Origin of the sequence: Rugamonas sp., assembly GCF_025354735.1 — a bacterium.
GTDB lineage: Bacteria > Pseudomonadota > Gammaproteobacteria > Burkholderiales > Burkholderiaceae_D > Rugamonas.
This window is the reverse complement of sequence record NZ_JANXMI010000309.1, coordinates 1-16419: the sequence shown is the minus strand read 5'-3', so window position 1 is coordinate 16419 and position 16419 is coordinate 1. Positions and strand designations below refer to the sequence as shown.

Genomic DNA, 16419 nt, shown 5'->3' with positions numbered 1-16419 from the left:
TCACTGACAATACGACTGACACTACGACATGAAATCATCTGAAATCCGCGACAAATTCCTCAAGTTTTTCGAATCCAAGGGTCATTCCATCGTCCGTTCCAGTCCGCTGGTGCCGGGTAACGACCCGACCATGTTGTTGACCAACAGCGGCATGGTGCAGTTCAAGGACGTCTTCCTCGGCCTCGATACGCGCCCGTATTCGCGCGCGACCTCCGTGCAGCGCTGCGTGCGCGCCGGCGGCAAGCACAACGACCTGGAAAACGTCGGCTACACGGCGCGTCACCACACCTTCTTCGAGATGCTGGGTAACTTCAGCTTCGGCGACTACTTCAAGCGCGACGCCATCCACTACGCGTGGGAGCTGCTGACCAAGGTCTACCAGCTGCCGGCCGACAAACTCACCGTCACCGTCTACTTCGAGGACGACGAGGCCTACGACATCTGGGCCAATGAAATCGGCGTGCCGACAGAGCGCATCATCCGCATCGGCGACAACAAGGGCGCGCGCTACGCGTCGGACAATTTCTGGCAGATGGCCGACATCGGCCCATGCGGCCCGTGCACCGAGATTTTCTACGACCACGGCGCCGACATCTGGGGCGGCCCTCCGGGTTCGCCGGACGAAGACGGCGACCGTTTCATCGAAATCTGGAACCTGGTCTTCATGCAGTTCAACCGCGATGAAGCGGGCAATATGAACAAGCTGCCGAAGCCTTGCGTCGACACCGGCATGGGCCTGGAGCGTCTGGCCGCCGTGCTGCAACACGTCCACAGCAACTACGAAATCGATCTGTTCCAGCAGCTTATCAAGGCCGCCGCGCGCGAAACCGGCGCCACCGACCTGGAATCGAAATCGCTGCGCGTGATCGCGGACCACATCCGCGCCGCCTCCTTCCTGATCGTCGACGGCATCATCCCCGGCCCGGAAGGCCACGGCTACGTCCTGCGCCGCATCATCCGCCGCGCGCTGCGCCATGGCCACAAGCTCGGTCAGACCAAGCCGTTCTTCTACAAGCTGGTGGCGGACTTGAACATCGAAATGGGCGCCGCCTATCCCGAGCTGACGGAGGCGATGGAGCGCGTGGCGCAGACGCTCAAGCAGGAAGAGGAGCGCTTCGGCGAGACGCTGGAAAACGGCATGAAGATCCTGGAAGCGCAGCTGGCCAAGGACGCGACCAAGCTCGATGGCGCCACCGCCTTCACGCTGTACGACACCTACGGCTTCCCGCTCGACCTGACCGCCGACATCTGCCGCGAACGCAATATCACGCTCGATGAAGAAGGCTTCACGGCGGCCATGGAATTGCAGAAGAAGACCGCGCGCGCGGCCGGCAAATTCAAGATGGCCGCCGGCGTCGAGTACACGGGCGAGAAAACCAAATTCGTCGGCTACGACAATCTGCTCTTTAACAGCAAGGTGATCGCGCTGTACGCGAACGGCGCCTCGGTGCAGGAATTGAAGGCCGGCGAGCAGGGCATCGTGGTGCTCGACACCACGCCGTTCTACGCCGAATCGGGCGGCCAGGTCGGCGACCAGGGCGTCATCAAGGCCGGCGCCGGCGTCTTCGAAGTGGAAGACACGCTCAAGATCCAGGCCGACGTCTTCGGCCAGCACGGCGTGCTGGCACAGGGTACGCTGAAGGTCGGCGACAGCGTGTCGGCCGAAGTGGACCAGGCCAAGCGTGGCCGCACCATCCGCAACCACTCGGCCACGCACTTGATGCACAAGGCGCTGCGCGAAGTGTTGGGCGGCCATGTGGCGCAAAAAGGTTCGCTGGTCGATCCGGATAAAACCCGTTTCGATTTCAGCCACAACGCGCCGATGACGGCCGAGCAGATCGCCGCCGTCGAAGCCATCGTCAACAAAGAGATTTTGGAAAACCACGCCACCCAGTCGCACAATATGTCCTTCGACGACGCCGTCAAGCACGGCGCGATGGCGCTGTTCGGCGAGAAGTACGGCGATGAGGTGCGGGTGCTCGATATCGGCACGTCGAAAGAGCTGTGCGGCGGCGTCCACGTCACCCGCACCGGCGACATCGGCCTGTTCAAGATCATCGGCGAAGGCGGCGTCGCGGCCGGCATCCGCCGCGTCGAAGCCGTCACCGGCGAGGGCGCGCTGGCGCTGGTGCAGACCATGAACCGCCGCCTGCTCGAAGCGTCGGCCGCGCTGAAGTCGAATCCGGAAGAACTGACGTCGCGCATCGCCCAGGTGCAGGACCACGTCAAGGCGCTGGAAAAAGAACTGGCCGGCCTGAAGTCGAAACTGGCGTCGGGCCAGGGCGATGAACTGCTGACGCAGGCGGTCGACGTCAACGGAATCATGGTGCTGGCGGCCACGCTGGACGGCGCCGACGTGGCGCGCCTGCGCGAGACCATGGACAAGCTGAAGGACAAGCTGAAGACGGCCGCCATCGTGCTCGCCAGCGTCGCCGACGGCAAGGTCAGCCTGATCGCCGGCGTCACCGCGGACGCCACCTCCAAGGTCAAGGCCGGAGAGTTGGTCAACTTCGTTGCACAACAAGTGGGCGGAAAAGGCGGCGGACGCCCCGATATGGCGCAGGCCGGCGGTACCGATCCGACCGGCTTGCCAGCCGCGCTGGCCGGCGTCGTTGCTTGGGTGCAGCAGCGTTCCTAAAGCAAACATGCGGCCCGCGCAAGTGTAGGGCCGCATGTTTAGTTTCCCGATTGTAATTTCTCGTTGCGCTCACACAACAACCGTGAACTATTTTGGTGCAGCGCGTCAATCTATCTATTTTGGAGTAGTATGTCGAAAATCAGTACAACATATCAAGCGGGATATTGATGAGCGACACACTATTTGAAACCGAGATTATGGAATTCCACAAAGAACTCGACGCACGCGGCTTAAATTGTCCGCTGCCGATTCTGAAGGCGAAAAAAGCCTTGTCTGAGCTGCAAAGTGGAGAAGTGCTACGTATCATGGCCACCGATCCAGGTTCGGTACGCGATTTCCAGGCCTTTGCCAAGCAGACCGGCAATGCCTTGCTGTCGCACGTGCAAATGGGTCATGAATTCGTGTTTTTGATGCAGCGCAAATAAGCCTCTGTTAAGCCTCTGTTTTATCATCTGTTTTATCATCTGTTAGTCATCTGTTTTGGTTCGGGCGGGGCAGGCGGTAGCGCTCCGGTCCGTTCTCCCAGGTAATCTTTATGGTGGCAGCGCCGACGAACCGTCGCGGTTTAGACCTTTTCCACTAATTAAAAATCGCACGATCGTGCTTTAATTTCGTCCGGCGCTGGATTTTCTCTTATAATCTAGCCCACATTGAGTCCCGTTATTTCCTATTTTTTCCCAAAGGCACAGCTATGAAAGTCTTGGTACCCGTCAAACGTGTAGTCGACTACAACGTCAAAGTGCGCGTCAAAACCGACGGCAGCGGCGTCGATATCGCCAACGTCAAAATGTCGATGAATCCGTTCGACGAGATCGCGCTGGAAGAAGCGATGCGCCTGAAGGAATCGGGCAAGGTCACCGAAGTGGTCGCCATCTCGTGCGGCGTGACGCAGTGCCAGGAAACCCTGCGCACCGGTATGGCCATCGGCGCCGACCGCGCCATTCTGGTCGAGACGGCGACGGAACTCGAACCGCTGGCCGTGGCCAAGCTGCTCAAGGCGCTGGCCGACAAGGAACAGCCGCAGCTCATCATCCTCGGCAAGCAGGCCATCGACGACGATTCCAACCAGACCGGCCAGATGCTGGCCGCGCTGCTGGGCTGGCCGCAGGCGACGTTCGCCTCGAAAGTGGTGCTGGAAGACGGCAAAGTGACCGTCACCCGCGAAGTCGACGGTGGCCTGGAAACGCTGGCGTTGACGCTGCCGGCCATCATCACCACCGATCTGCGCCTGAACGAGCCGCGCTATGTGACGCTGCCCAACATCATGAAGGCGAAGAAAAAGCCGCTCGACGTGGTCAAGCCGGAAGACCTGGGCGTGGACGTGACGCCGCGCCTGAAGACGCTGAAAGTCGTCGAGCCGGCCAAGCGCTCGGCCGGCATCAAGGTGCCCGACGTGGCGACGCTGGTGGCCAAGTTGCGCAACGAAGCCAAGGTCATCTAAGCGCGGCGCCGTCGCTCAATTCATTTCAACCCAGAGGCGAACCCGGGGTCAGACCCCAGTCCTTGCCTCTTGGGTTAAGCACACACAGGAAAAATCATGGTCGCATTAGTTATCGCCGAACACGACAACGCTAGCCTGAAAGGCAGCACCCTCCACACCGTCACCGCGGCCGTCCAGTGCGGCGGCGACGTCCACGTGCTCGTCGCCGGCTCCAACGCCGGCGCCGCCGCCGCCGCCGCCGCGCAGATCGCCGGCGTCTCGAAAGTCATCGTCGCCGACGCGCCGTACTTCGCCGACGGCCTGGCCGAAAACATCGCCGAGCAAGTGCTGGCGCTGGCCGCTGCCTACAGCCACATCCTGGCCCCGGCCACCGCCTACGGCAAGAACATCCTGCCGCGCGTGGCCGCCAAGCTGGACGTGGCCCAGATCTCGGAAATCACCAAGGTCGATGCGCCCGATACCTTCGAGCGTCCCATCTACGCCGGCAACGCCATCGCCACCGTGCAGTCGTCGGACAAGGTCAAGGTCATCACCGTGCGCTCGACCGGCTTCGACGCCGCCGCCGGCGGTGGCTCGGCCGCGACCGAAACCGTGACCGCCGTCGCCGACAGCGGCAAGTCGGCCTTCGTCGGCCGCGAGCTGGCCAAGTCGGACCGTCCGGAACTGACGGCCGCCAAGGTCATCGTTTCCGGCGGCCGCGGCATGGGCTCGGGCGAGGCGTTCAAAATCCTCGAACCGCTGGCCGACAAGCTGGGCGCGGCCATGGGCGCCTCGCGCGCCGCCGTCGACGCCGGCTATGTGCCGAACGACTGGCAAGTGGGCCAGACCGGCAAGATCGTCGCGCCGACGCTGTACATCGCCGTCGGCATTTCCGGCGCGATCCAGCACTTGGCCGGCATGAAGGATTCGAAGACCATCGTCGCCATCAATAAAGATCCGGAAGCGCCGATCTTCTCGGTGGCCGATTACGGCATCGTGGGCGACTTGTTCGACATCGTGCCGCAACTGGTCGCCGAACTGGGTTAATCAGGTCCACACGACCGAACGCACAATCCGAGCCACGCTGGTTAAGGCAGTCACTGCCGGGCCACCGTGGCTTTTTTTCTTGGAGAGAGACATGCCCTATCAAGCCCCCCTGAAAGACATGCTGTTCGTGATGAGCGAGCTGGCCGACCTGGCCGCCGTCGCCGCGCTGCCCGGCAACGAGGACGCGACGCTGGACACGGCCGAAGCCGTGCTCGAAGAGAACGCCAAATTCGTGAGCAACGTCATCGCGCCGCTTAACAGTGTCGGCGACAAGGAGCCGGGCTTTTGGCACGACGGCCAGGTGACGACGGCCAAGGGCTTCAAGGAAGCCTTCAAGGCCTTCGGCGCGGCCGGCTGGCAGGGCGTGCAGCATCCGGTCGAGTTCGGCGGCCAGGGCTTGCCCAAGCTGCTGGCGACGCCATGCATCGAAATGCTCAACGCCGGCAGCATCGCCTTCGCGCTGGTGGCCTTGCTGTCGGACGGCGCCATCGAAGCCTTGATGACGGCCGGCAGCGACGCGCAAAAAGCCACCTACCTGGAAAATCTGGTCTCCGGCAAGTGGACCGGCACCATGAATCTGACCGAGCCGCAGGCCGGCTCCGACCTGGCCGCCGTGCGCACGCGCGCCGTGCCGCAGGGCGACGGCACGTATAAAGTCTTCGGCACCAAGATCTTCATCACCTACGGCGAGCACGACATGGCCGAAAACATCGTCCACCTGGTGCTGGCGCGCACGCCGGACGCGCCGGCCGGCGTGAAGGGGATTTCGCTGTTCGTCGTGCCCAAGTTCATGGTCAACGCCGACGGCTTGCCCGGCGCGCGCAACGACGCGCACTGCGTGTCCATCGAGCACAAGCTCGGCATCAAGGCCAGCCCGACCGCCGTGCTGCAATTCGGCGACCACGGCGGCGCCGTCGGCACCCTGGTCGGCGAGGAAAATCGCGGCCTCGAATATATGTTCATCATGATGAACGCGGCCCGCTTCGGCGTCGGCCTGCAGGGCATCGGCCTGGCCGAGCGCGCGTATCAAAAGGCGGTGGCCTTCGCCAAGGACCGCGTGCAGTCGCGCGACCTGGCCGGCTCGGCCGGACCGGTGGCCATCATCCACCATCCCGACGTGCGCCGCCTGCTGATGAATATGCGCGCCCAGACCGAGGCCGCGCGCGCGCTGGCCTACGTGGGCGCCGGCCTCAGCGACGTGGCCCACAGCCACGCCGACGCCGACGTGCGCAAGGCCAAGCTGGCCGTCTACGAATATCTGGTGCCCATCATCAAAGGCTGGTCGACCGAGATGGCGCAGGACGTCGCGCGCGACGGCGTGCAAGTGCACGGCGGCATGGGCTTCATCGAGGAGACGGGCGCGGCGCAGCACTATCGCGATGCGAAAATCCTCACCATCTACGAAGGCACGACGGCGATCCAGGCCAACGACCTGATCGGCCGGAAGACCGTGCGCGACGGCGGCGCTGTCGCCAAGGCCATCATTGCCCAGGTGCGTGAGACCGAGGCGCAGCTGGCCGCCGCCGTTGATGCCGATGCCGGCGGGGACGCGGGCGCGGACTTCAAGGCCATTCTGGCGCAGCTGTCGGCCGGCAGCCGCGACCTCGACGCCGTGGTCGACTACGTCGTCGCCAACGTGAAGGCCGACGTCAAGGGCGTGTTCGCGGGCAGCGTGCTGTACCTGAAGCTGGCCGGCATCGTGCTGGGCGGCTGGCAGATGGCGCGCGCCGCCATTGTCGCGCAGCAAAAGCTCGCCGCCAACGACGGCGACGCCAGCTTCTACCGGGCCAAGATCGCGACGGCGTGCTTTTTTGCCGATCATATTTTGTCGCAGTCGGCCGGCCTGCGCAGCGCGATCATCGACGGCAGCGCCGGTGTGCTGGCCTTGAGCGTCGAGCAGTTTTAATCGGCCGGGCGCTCGCCGCTTGAAAGAAAATAGCGGGCCGTTACATCATCGGGCCATCGTATCATCCATCGCTGATGGCTCGATGGTGCCGCGCCGGCCGTCCGTCGGCCGGTTGATCGCTCGGCCGTTCAGTTGTTACTGCGCGCCGGCCGGCTGTCGCGCTTCGCGCGCGCGGCGCACTTCATAGGTTTTCATGTGGGCGTGAGCCATGGTCAGCGTCGGCGCGGCGCCCGCTGCGGCGCGGGCCAGCATGTCGCCGGCGATGTGGTCGGCCTCGATGGCGCCGCCGCGTTCCATATCCTTCATCATCGATGCCGTGATCGGCGAGCCGGGCGCGGTCAGCATCGACAGGGCGCGGACCTTGGACGGCGCGCGCGCGGCGTGACCCTGGCGGGCGGCGATGGCGTCGCATTCCTCCAGCAGCGCCGCCGGCAGCTCGGCGTGGCCGGCGGCGACGATGTCGCCTATGCTGGCGCGCATCAGGCAGGTGGCGCCGGCGGCGGCCGCGATGAAGATCCATTTTTCCCACATTTCCTGCACGATGTCGGCGCTGGCCCTGGCGTCGAAGCCGGCGCCGGCCATCGCGGCGAGCAGCGCGTCGGTGCGCGGCGAGGCGTGCGCGGCCGGTTCGCCGAAGACCAGGGCGTGGGTGTCGTTCAGGTGCAGCACGGTGCCGTCGGCGGCCAGCGTGGCGGAGATCATGCACAGGCCGCCGAGCACGCGTTCGGCGCCGAAGCGGGCGCCGAGCTGGTCGAGGTGGCGCATGCCGTTGAGCAGCGGCAGGATGAGGGTGTCCGGGCCGACGGCGGCGGCGAACGATTCCATGGTCGCTTCCAGGTCGTAGGCCTTGCAGCCGACGACGATGACGTCGTAGTGGCCGGCGATCTGCTCGGACAGCAGGTGCGGCGGGGGAGGCAGCGACAGGTCGCCGTGCGGGCTTTTGACGTTGAGGCCGGTCTTGGCCAGCTGGGCGGCGCGACCGGCTCGCAGCAGGAAGGTGACGTCGCGCTGGGCGGCCAGCAGGCGTGCGCCGAAGTATCCACCGAGCGCGCCGGCGCCCACGACCAGAAATTTCATGATGATTCCCTCAATGTTGACGGGAGCAGTCTAGCATTTTGGCGCGGTGACGGTGGGCGCTGCTGTGCCGGCGCACCGTGGACTTGGTCGTGGACCTGGTCGTGGACCTAACTTGGACCTAAGCGCCAGCCTTGTTCGCCGAAGCGCTCAGCCGTAGGCGCCGCCGGTGTACATCAGGTCGAACAGGCGCGCCATCGCGGCGATGGTGCCGCCGACGCCGATGGCCAAGGTCAGCACGAGGATCAGCGCCAGCGGCCACGTCGAGTCCGATTGCCGGCCGCTGCCGCCGTTGTACGCGGCGTCCCATTTTTCATCGGACATCAAGCCCAGCACCAGCGCCTGCAAGCATCCCAGCAGCACCGACACGATCAGCGGCAGCAGCTGGTAAAACCGGTCCGCCTGCGGCGCCGCCAGCGCCACCGCCGCGCAGGCCGGCACGCTGGCCACGTGCAGCCAGGCCCATTTGTCGCCTGCGCCGCGCAGGTAAAAACGGTGCGCGCCGACGCCGCCGAGCAGGAAGGCGAGCAGGGTGGTGAAAGTTTTATTTTTATGCGTCTGGCTCATGGTCTCGATCGTTCTCATAGGGGGAAAAGCCGGGAAGCAGGCAGTATCGGTCATATCGCGGCGCCTCTGCCAGCTTTTTCGCACACCAGCACTTGCCCCGCAGCCCGGATCGGGTGATAATCGCCGATTGCCCAACTTCGCCCAGTTATTCAAGTATCGCTTGCCGGAACCCGGCCAGGCGCGCTATAATTTGCGGCTTTTTTCCGTCTCAGAACACTTTTTGGAACTATTATGGTCGTTATTCGTTTAGCTCGTGGAGGCGCCAAGAAGCGTCCGTTCTTCAACATCGTCGCAACCGATTCGCGCAATCGCCGCGATGGCCGCTTCATCGAACGCATCGGTTTCTACAACCCGATGGCTTCCGGTGGCGAAGTGCCGCTGCGTATCACCGCTGACCGTCTGGCTCACTGGCAATCGGTTGGCGCACAATTGTCGCCTACCGTTGCTCGCCTGGTCGCCAGCAACAAATCGGCTTAAGTCTGGTCGCTGGTTTGACAGATATGAATGCATCCGGGGTGCAAGTCCCCGATGACCTGACGCAAGTGGGCTTTGTCTTCGGCGCGTACGGTGTGGCAGGCTGGGTCAGGGTCAGACCTTTCTCGGAAGATGCCGATGCATTACTGAGTGTCAAAACCTGGTGGATCGACAAGCCGGCCTTGCACGATGTGGGCGTCATGCGGGTCAAACTGCACGGCGGCGATGTCTGTGCGCAGTTGCCGGGTGTGACCGACCGGGACATGGCAGAAGCGCTCAAGGGCGCCGCTGTTTTCGTTCCGCGCAGTCAATTCCCAGCGCTGTCGGCCGACGAGTTTTACTGGTCCGAGTTGATCGGGCTGGAAGTAGAGAATTTGCAAGGTGAGCACCTGGGGCAGGTGACTGACATGATGAGCAACGGTCCGCAGTCGATCTTGCGCATCAAGCCAGCCGTCGCCGCCGATGCGCTACCCGACGTCGCGGCGCAAGAGCGCCTGATTCCATTTGTCGACCAGTTCATCATCAAGGTGGACAAGGACGCGAAGAAGATCACGGTCGACTGGGGCCTGGATTATTAATCCTCCCGCAAAGAGTTACAACAATAAGATAAACGGTATAAACAGTTTCGGTGAGGCCGGCCATGCAATTTGACGTCGTGACCCTGTTCCCGGAAATGTTCACCGCGCTGACGCAGTCGGGTATCACCCGGCGCGCCTTCGATCAGAATAAATGTGGCTTGTCGCTGTGGAATCCGCGTGATTTCACCACCGACAATCACCGCACCGTGGATGACCGCCCCTACGGCGGCGGCCCCGGCATGGTGATGCTGGCCAAGCCCCTGGAAGCGACGCTCAACGCCGCCAAACAGCGTCAGGTCGATGCCGGCCTGCCGCCGCCGCGCGTGCTGTTCATGTCGCCCCAGGGCAAGCAATTGACGCATGCGCGCGTCGAGCAACTGAAAACCGAACCGGGTCTGGTGATACTGTGCGGCCGCTACGAGGCGGTCGACCAGCGCCTGATCGACCGTTGCGTCGATGAGGAAATCAGCCTCGGCGATTTCGTGCTGTCGGGCGGTGAACTGCCGGCGATGGCCTTGATGGATGCGCTGATCCGCCTGCTGCCGGGCGTGCTCAACACCGAAGCGTCGGCCGTCGAAGACAGCTTCGTCAACGGCCTGCTCGATTCGCCGCACTACACGCGGCCGGAAACGTATGAGGGGGTGGGCGTGCCGCCGGTGCTAATGGGTGGCAACCACGCCGAGATCGTCAAATGGCGCCGCCAGCGCATGCTGGAGGCGACGGCGCGCAAGCGTCCCGATTTGCTGTCCCAGGCGCGCGAGCAAGGTTTGCTCACGAAGCAGGATGAAAAGTTTTTGGCGGGTTCGTAAATCCGCCGCCTTGTAGTACAGCAGCACCGAGCGGCGAGCACATCTGTGGCGCCGCGTGTTTAACCCCATCCTCTACTGGGCGAGTGTTTGAACAGCACTCATTGCGCGCCAGCACGATGGTTTATGGAGTCTTAAAATGAATCTGATTCAACAACTCGAGCAAGAAGAAATCGCTCGCCTGGGCAAAACCATTCCTGATTTTGCTCCTGGCGATACCGTGATCGTCAACGTCAACGTCGTCGAAGGCACGCGCAAGCGCGCCCAGGCATACGAAGGCGTCGTCATCTCCCGTCGCAACCGTGGCCTGAACTCGAACTTCATCGTTCGCAAGATCTCGTCCGGCGAAGGCGTCGAGCGTACCTTCCAGCTGTACTCCCCGCTGATCGCTTCGATCGAAGTGAAACGCCGCGGTGATGTACGTCGCGCTAAACTGTACTACCTGCGTGAGCGTTCCGGTAAATCGGCACGTATCAAGGAAAAATTGCCTAACCGTCGCGTCGTCGCGAAAGCAAGCGCTTAATCGCGCTTGGGTTGGGATAAAAGGGGCGCCGCTGGTGCCCCTTTTTTTGTTTGCGGAGACTGTCGATGGCCAAGACCCTGTTCGATCCCCAACATTTGCCGGTCGATGCGATCGCCGGCGAAGCGGCCGTCGCGCCCGAGCGCCTGACGGCCGCCGCCCTGCGTGCGCGCTTCGCCGCCGCGCCGCCCGAGTGGCGGTCCGAGTCGCCGGAAGCGGGCATGAGCGTGCGCCCGGTGCCGACCCCGGCCTCGGTGCTGATCGCGCTGGTGCAGCGTCCCGCCGGCCTGACCCTGCTGCTGACCGAGCGCACCGCCCACCTGACCGACCACGCCGGCCAGATCAGCTTTCCCGGCGGCCGCGCCGAAGCCTATGACGTCGACGCCGTCGACACCGCGCTGCGCGAGTCGGAGGAGGAGATCGGCCTGGCGCGCCGCCATGTCGAAGTGCTGGGCACCTTGCCGCACTATCTGACCGGCACCGGCTACTGCGTCACGCCGGTGGTGGCCCTGGTGGCGCCGCCGTTCGAGCTGGCCGCCGACGCCTCCGAGGTGGCCGAAATCTTTGAAGTGCCGCTGGCCTTCCTGATGGACGGCGCCCATCACCGGCGCCAGTCCTTCGCCGGTCCGAACGGACGCCGCTCTTTCTACGCAATGCCGTATGATCGCTTCTACATTTGGGGCGCGACGGCGGGCATGCTGCGCAACCTCTTTCATTTCCTGCGGGCATAGCGTTTCGCTGCAATAAGTTTGATTCCGGCACTGCACTGCGCTATCGTAGCGGTTGCTGATTAAAAGGACGTTTGATGACATTTCTTTCCATACTCTGCGCGCTACTGATAGAACAACTCAAACCGCTGCGGGCAGACAATCCGATCTACGCCGAGATCAAGAGCCTGGCGTTACGGATGGAGACCTGGTTCAATGCCGGCCACCCCCGCCACGGCCGCATGGGCTGGTTCCTGATGATGGCGATCCTGATGGTGCCGACGGCCCTCATCTACGGCGTGCTGATGCATTACAACTGGTTCATCGGCGCCTTCGCCTGGAATATCCTGATCGTCTACCTGACGCTGGGCTTCCGCCACTACAGCCACTATTTCACCTCCATCCAGCTGGCCCTGAACGCTGGCGACGACGCCACCGCGCGCGTGCTGCTGGCCGAGTGGACCAAGCTCGACACGGTCGGCATGGAAGTGTCCGAGATTTCCCGCATCGCCGTCGAAAAGTCGCTGGTCACCACGCACCGCAATGTGTTCGGCGTGTTTTTCTGGTTCTTGATGCCGCTGGGACCGGCGTGCGCCGTCATGTACCGCGTGGCCGAGCACCTGGCGCGCGCCTGGAACGAGCCCGAGCACATGCGCAACGAAGCCTTCGGCCAGTTCGCCGCCCGCGCGTTTTACTGGATAGACTGGATCCCCGTGCGGCTGACGGCGGTGGCCTTCGCCGTGGTCGGCAACTTCGAAGACGCGATTTACGCCTGGCGCAACTTCGCCGACCGCTGGTCCGATGAAGCGATCGGCATCATCCTGTCGGCCGGCGGCGGCGCCATGGGCGTGCGCCTGGGCACGCCGGCCGAAAACGCGGCCAAGGTGCTGCCGCTGGACGCGGCCACCGTCGACGCCAGCGAAGACGAGCCCGACGTGCTGCCCGGCGAAGAGCCCAGCGTGCGTTCGCTGCAAAGCACGGTCGGCCTGGTCTGGCGCGCGCTGCTGCTGTGGATGATGCTGTTGCTGCTGCTGTCGGGCGCGGTCTGGCTGGGATGAGTTGTTTGACTCCAGCCCCAGCTTGTTTTTGAAACATCCCCTCGGCCGGCAAACAGGTCTACAATGACGCATGGCAGCAAAAGAGCCGCACTGCACTGGTGCGGCTCTGCGCTGTTTTCGCCGTCCCCGCTAAAAATCCCTGTCGAATCAATGGATTATATATTCATGTCTTCTATAAGATATAATACCTAAGATCCGAAGCACAGGGATCAGCAATCCGGCGTGTTGCCGGTATCACCCACGCACACTTGTTACCCACAAGCAGCCTATGGCCGACTCAGATCAAATCAAGAAAGAACCGGCCGACGGCTTCAGCGACGGTTTCTTCATCCTCGGCGTCACCGCCGACGGTCGACAGTTCCGTCCCAGCGACTGGGCCGAACGGCTCTGCGGCGTGATGTCGGGCTTCCGCCCGGAAGGTTCCGGCTCGGGCGGCCGCAACGCCCACCTGCAATATTCCCCCTATGTGTGCCCGACGGTGGTCAACGGCGTCAAGTCGGTGGTGGTCAACGCCAAGCTGCGCGCGCTCGAACCGCTGGCCTACCATTTTGTGCTGGAGTTCGCCAAGGACAACGGCTTGCAAGTGGTCGACGCCTGCCCCATGCCGGACACCCCGGCCGCTGCGAAAAAATAGTCGCGAAACGCGCAGCAGGGGTAGCCGCATCAGCGGCATCCCCTTCCTCCCCCGGTCTAACCCAGCAAAACTATTTTACTTTTAGCCGGCGGCGCGAGCGCGCGCTTGCGGTTATGCTGCACCTGTCTCCATCGTAATAATTCCCATAAAAAACCATGAAAATATTTGATCGTTCGTCGCGCGCCGCCGTCCGTACCGGCCTGATCCTGTGCGGCATGTCGCTGGTCGCGTCCGCCCCGGCGTGGGCGCAGGCCTTGCCGGCCGGCGTGGTGCGTGGTCCGGCCGTCGAAGGCATCACCGAATACCGCCTGCCGAACGGCTTGAAAGTGCTGCTGTTCCCGGACGCATCCAAGCCGACCGTGACCGTCAACGTCACCTACCTGGTCGGCTCGCGCCACGAAAACTACGGCGAAACCGGCATGGCCCACCTGCTCGAACACATGATGTTCAAGGGCGCGCCGCAGCACCGCAACATCACCCGCGATTTCTCCGAGCGCGGCATGGAGTTCAACGGCAGCACCACCTTCGACCGCACCAATTATTTCGAGGTGTTCCAGGCCGGTAAGGATAACCTGCAATGGGCGCTGGCCATGGAGGCGGACCGCATGGTCCATTCCTACATCGCGCGCAAGGATCTCGATTCCGAAATGACGGTCGTGCGCAACGAGTACGAGAGCGGCGAGAACAGCCCCTTCGACGTGCTGCTCAAACGCATGCACAGCGTGGCCTTCGACTGGCATGCCTACGCCCGCTCGACCATCGGCAACCGCAGCGACATCGAGAACGTCAAGATCGAGAATCTGCAAGCGTTTTACCGCACCTACTACCAGCCCGATAACGCGGTGCTGCTGGTGGCCGGCAAATTCGACCCGGCGCAGACGCTGGCGTGGATAGGCAAATCGTTCGGCGCGATCCCGAAACCGAAGCGCAGCCTGCCGCCGTTCTGGACCGTCGAACCGACCCAGGACGGCGAGCGCAATTTCATGGTGCGCCGCAAGGGCGACTTGCAGATCGTGGCGCTGGGCTACCACGTGCCGGGCGCGCTGCACGCCGACAGCGATCCGCTGGCCTTCATGTCCGAAATCCTCGGCGACACGCCCAACGGACGGCTGCACAAGGCGCTGGTCGATACCGGACAGGCCGCGGAGGTATTCAGTTTCGGCCAGACCGGTTATGCGCCCGGCCTGCAAATCGTCGGCGCGGTAGTGAAGGTCGGCCAGCCGATAGAACCGGTGCGCGACGCCCTGATCGCCGCCGTCGAAAGCGCGGCCGCGACGCCGCCGACGGCCGACGAAATGGAGCGCGTGCGCCGCAATGAAGCGAACAGCATCGAGAAGTCGCTCAACGATCCGCAGCAGGTCGGCGTGGCGCTGTCCGAGCAGATCGCGCTGGGCGACTGGCGTTTGCTGTTCGACGGCCGCGACAAGCTGGCCGCGATCACGCCCGAGCAGGTGTCGGCCGCCGCCGCGCGCTACCTGAAGCGCGACAACCGTACCGTCGGCATCTTCGAACCGGAAGACGCGCCGCAGCGCGCCGACATCCCGGCCGCGCCGACGGTGGCCGAGGTGCTGAAGGATTTCAAGGGCAAGGCCAGCACCCTCAGTTCCGAAGTGTTCGATCCCAGCCAGGCCAATATCGACCGGCGCACCGTCGTCAGCACCATAGGCGGCTTGAAAGTGGCGATGCTGACCAAGAAAAATCGCGGCGCGGCGGTGGCGGTCGATCTGCAACTGCACTGGGGCGATGAAAAGAATCTGTTCGATACGGCCACCGTGTCGGCGGCGGCGAACGAGATGCTGATGCGCGGCACCGACCAATACAGCCGCCAGCAGCTGGCCGACGCCTTCTCGAAACTGAAAATCTCGGGCAACGTCTATCACTTCGACACCACCGGCCCGAATCTGGACCCGGCCCTGCGCCTGGTCGCGCATGTGCTCAAGGACGCCAGTTTCCCGCCGGAGGAATTCGAGCAGCTGCGCCAGCAATGGCTGGTCGGGCTGGAATCGATGCGCAACGAACCGCAGGCCGTGGCCTCGCGCGCGCTGGAAGAATACTTCGACCATTATCCGCGTGGCGACGTGCGCGCCGTCATGACGCTGGACCAGCAGATCGCCGCGATCAAGGCGCTCAAGCTGGCCGACGTGGTGGCCTTCCACCAGAAATTCTATGGCGCCTCGCATGGCGAACTGTCCATCGTCGGCGACTTCGACGCGGCGGCCGCCGGCCGGACGATCAATGAAACGCTGGGCCACTGGGACAGCCACGCGGACTACGCCATCATCAAGAACACCAATGCGGACAAGGCGCCGTTGCAGAAGACGATCAACACGCCGGACAAGGAAAACGGTTTTTACACGGCGCGCGTGAACCTCGACTTGCAGGTCGACGACGCCGATTATCCGGCGCTGGAACTGGCCAACTTCATCTTCGGCGACGGCGGTTTGAAATCGCGGCTGATGGACCGCATACGCCAGAAGGATGGCTTGTCCTATGGCGGCGGCTCGGGTCTTACCGCGGGCGAAACCGACCGCGCCGGCAGTTTCAGCGTCAACGCCATCGCCGCGCCGCAGAATTTGCAGAAGCTGCAAGCGGCGATCCGGCAGGAGCTCGAGCGCGCGGTGAAGGACGGCTTTACGGCCGCCGAAGTGGCGGGCGCCAAATCGGGGCTGCTGCAACAGCGGGTGCAGAATCGGTCCAAGGATGGCGTGCTGGCGGCGGGGTGGTCGAAGAATCTGTTTCTCGGCCGCAGCTACGCGTGGAGCCAGGGCTTTGAGGACAAGCTGAAAGCGGCCACCGTGGCGCAGGTGAACGCGGCGTTCCGCAAGATGGTCGACCCGGCCAAGCTGAGTGTTGTGATGGCGGGCGATGAAGCCAAGGCCAAGGCGCCTTAAAGCGGCCGCCAACGTAAAATGGCCGCCAACGTAAAACGGCGCCAACGTAAAACGGGGTCAGACCACGGTTTCGAATGAATCTCTCGAAACCGTGGTCTG

15 protein-coding genes are annotated in these 16419 nt (G+C 63.4%); 13 read left to right on the top strand and 2 right to left on the bottom strand.

Going from position 1 to position 16419, the window contains the following annotated elements; translation table 11 throughout:
- Window positions 1–28: 28 nt before the first annotated feature.
- The 5 genes from alaS (at window position 29) to Q0S71_RS25320 (ending at window position 7011) form a co-directional block, all read left to right on the top strand.
- Window positions 29–2638 (top strand): alanine--tRNA ligase, encoded by a 2610-nt coding sequence (gene alaS, locus Q0S71_RS25340; protein ID WP_296001870.1) that lies wholly within the window; start codon window positions 29–31, stop codon window positions 2636–2638.
- Window positions 2639–2805: 167 nt separating this feature from the next.
- The gene (locus Q0S71_RS25335; RefSeq protein WP_296001866.1) at window positions 2806–3063 is read left to right on the top strand and encodes a sulfurtransferase TusA family protein; all 258 of its coding nucleotides are present in this window, start codon (window positions 2806–2808) and stop codon (window positions 3061–3063) included.
- Window positions 3064–3329: 266 nt separating this feature from the next.
- Window positions 3330–4079: an electron transfer flavoprotein subunit beta/FixA family protein gene (locus tag Q0S71_RS25330; RefSeq protein WP_296001863.1), complete on the top strand. Its 750-nt coding sequence runs from the start codon at window positions 3330–3332 to the stop codon at window positions 4077–4079.
- A 96-nt stretch (window positions 4080–4175) separates the two neighbouring features.
- Window positions 4176–5105: an FAD-binding protein gene (locus Q0S71_RS25325; RefSeq protein WP_296001859.1), complete on the top strand. Its 930-nt coding sequence runs from the start codon at window positions 4176–4178 to the stop codon at window positions 5103–5105.
- A 91-nt stretch (window positions 5106–5196) separates the two neighbouring features.
- Entirely contained in the window at window positions 5197–7011 is a 1815-nt protein-coding gene (locus Q0S71_RS25320) for an acyl-CoA dehydrogenase (protein ID WP_296001857.1), read from the top strand.
- A 135-nt stretch (window positions 7012–7146) separates the two neighbouring features.
- On the opposite strand, the gene Q0S71_RS25315 is transcribed toward Q0S71_RS25320, so the two are convergent.
- Together Q0S71_RS25315 and Q0S71_RS25310 are read right to left on the bottom strand one after the other, a co-directional pair.
- A complete protein-coding gene (locus Q0S71_RS25315; RefSeq protein ID WP_296001854.1) occupies window positions 7147–8088 on the bottom strand; it encodes a ketopantoate reductase family protein in 942 nt (313 codons plus the stop codon).
- Window positions 8089–8235: 147 nt separating this feature from the next.
- Window positions 8236–8652: an NINE protein gene (locus Q0S71_RS25310; RefSeq protein ID WP_296001852.1), complete on the bottom strand. Its 417-nt coding sequence runs from the start codon at window positions 8650–8652 to the stop codon at window positions 8236–8238.
- Between the two features lie 231 nt (window positions 8653–8883).
- Between Q0S71_RS25310 and rpsP the strand changes: the two genes are divergently transcribed.
- From rpsP to Q0S71_RS25270, 8 genes are all read left to right on the top strand, one after another.
- Complete coding sequence (gene rpsP, locus Q0S71_RS25305; protein WP_296001848.1) at window positions 8884–9129, top strand: 30S ribosomal protein S16; 246 nt, start codon at window positions 8884–8886, stop codon at window positions 9127–9129.
- Between the two features lie 23 nt (window positions 9130–9152).
- Window positions 9153–9704 carry a ribosome maturation factor RimM gene (gene rimM / locus Q0S71_RS25300; protein ID WP_296001935.1) on the top strand — a complete coding sequence of 184 codons (552 nt, stop codon included), beginning with the start codon at window positions 9153–9155 and terminating at the stop codon, window positions 9702–9704.
- Between the two features lie 62 nt (window positions 9705–9766).
- The gene (gene trmD, locus Q0S71_RS25295) at window positions 9767–10513 is read left to right on the top strand and encodes a tRNA (guanosine(37)-N1)-methyltransferase TrmD (protein WP_296001845.1); all 747 of its coding nucleotides are present in this window, start codon (window positions 9767–9769) and stop codon (window positions 10511–10513) included.
- Window positions 10514–10649: 136 nt separating this feature from the next.
- On the top strand, window positions 10650–11033 hold the full coding sequence (gene rplS, locus Q0S71_RS25290) for a 50S ribosomal protein L19 (protein ID WP_296001843.1): 384 nt from the start codon (window positions 10650–10652) through the stop codon (window positions 11031–11033).
- A 65-nt stretch (window positions 11034–11098) separates the two neighbouring features.
- On the top strand, window positions 11099–11761 hold the full coding sequence (locus Q0S71_RS25285) for a CoA pyrophosphatase (RefSeq protein ID WP_296001840.1): 663 nt from the start codon (window positions 11099–11101) through the stop codon (window positions 11759–11761).
- 74 nt (window positions 11762–11835) lie between these two features.
- The gene (locus tag Q0S71_RS25280) at window positions 11836–12795 is read left to right on the top strand and encodes a CobD/CbiB family protein (RefSeq protein WP_296001837.1); all 960 of its coding nucleotides are present in this window, start codon (window positions 11836–11838) and stop codon (window positions 12793–12795) included.
- A gap of 268 nt (window positions 12796–13063) precedes the next feature.
- Window positions 13064–13429 carry a DUF3579 domain-containing protein gene (locus Q0S71_RS25275; RefSeq protein ID WP_296001835.1) on the top strand — a complete coding sequence of 122 codons (366 nt, stop codon included), beginning with the start codon at window positions 13064–13066 and terminating at the stop codon, window positions 13427–13429.
- A 155-nt stretch (window positions 13430–13584) separates the two neighbouring features.
- Window positions 13585–16320 carry a pitrilysin family protein gene (locus tag Q0S71_RS25270; RefSeq protein ID WP_296001833.1) on the top strand — a complete coding sequence of 912 codons (2736 nt, stop codon included), beginning with the start codon at window positions 13585–13587 and terminating at the stop codon, window positions 16318–16320.
- The last annotated feature ends 99 nt before the right edge of the window (window positions 16321–16419 follow it).

Excerpts from the sequence above, each read along its gene's own strand:
- trmD (WP_296001845.1), top strand. The coding sequence starts at position 9,767 with ATGCAATTTGACGTCGTGACCCTGTTCCCGGAAATGTTCACCGCGCTG.
- Q0S71_RS25315 (WP_296001854.1), bottom strand. The coding sequence starts at position 8,088 with ATGAAATTTCTGGTCGTGGGCGCCGGCGCGCTCGGTGGATACTTCGGC.
- Q0S71_RS25285 (WP_296001840.1), top strand. The coding sequence starts at position 11,099 with ATGGCCAAGACCCTGTTCGATCCCCAACATTTGCCGGTCGATGCGATC.
- Q0S71_RS25310 (WP_296001852.1), bottom strand. The coding sequence starts at position 8,652 with ATGAGCCAGACGCATAAAAATAAAACTTTCACCACCCTGCTCGCCTTC.
- Q0S71_RS25330 (WP_296001863.1), top strand. The coding sequence starts at position 3,330 with ATGAAAGTCTTGGTACCCGTCAAACGTGTAGTCGACTACAACGTCAAA.
- Q0S71_RS25270 (WP_296001833.1), top strand. The coding sequence starts at position 13,585 with ATGAAAATATTTGATCGTTCGTCGCGCGCCGCCGTCCGTACCGGCCTG.
- Q0S71_RS25320 (WP_296001857.1), top strand. The coding sequence starts at position 5,197 with ATGCCCTATCAAGCCCCCCTGAAAGACATGCTGTTCGTGATGAGCGAG.
- Q0S71_RS25275 (WP_296001835.1), top strand. The coding sequence starts at position 13,064 with ATGGCCGACTCAGATCAAATCAAGAAAGAACCGGCCGACGGCTTCAGC.
- Q0S71_RS25325 (WP_296001859.1), top strand. The coding sequence starts at position 4,176 with ATGGTCGCATTAGTTATCGCCGAACACGACAACGCTAGCCTGAAAGGC.
- Q0S71_RS25335 (WP_296001866.1), top strand. The coding sequence starts at position 2,806 with ATGAGCGACACACTATTTGAAACCGAGATTATGGAATTCCACAAAGAA.
- rpsP (WP_296001848.1), top strand. The coding sequence starts at position 8,884 with ATGGTCGTTATTCGTTTAGCTCGTGGAGGCGCCAAGAAGCGTCCGTTC.
- alaS (WP_296001870.1), top strand. The coding sequence starts at position 29 with ATGAAATCATCTGAAATCCGCGACAAATTCCTCAAGTTTTTCGAATCC.
- Q0S71_RS25280 (WP_296001837.1), top strand. The coding sequence starts at position 11,836 with ATGACATTTCTTTCCATACTCTGCGCGCTACTGATAGAACAACTCAAA.
- rimM (WP_296001935.1), top strand. The coding sequence starts at position 9,153 with ATGAATGCATCCGGGGTGCAAGTCCCCGATGACCTGACGCAAGTGGGC.
- rplS (WP_296001843.1), top strand. The coding sequence starts at position 10,650 with ATGAATCTGATTCAACAACTCGAGCAAGAAGAAATCGCTCGCCTGGGC.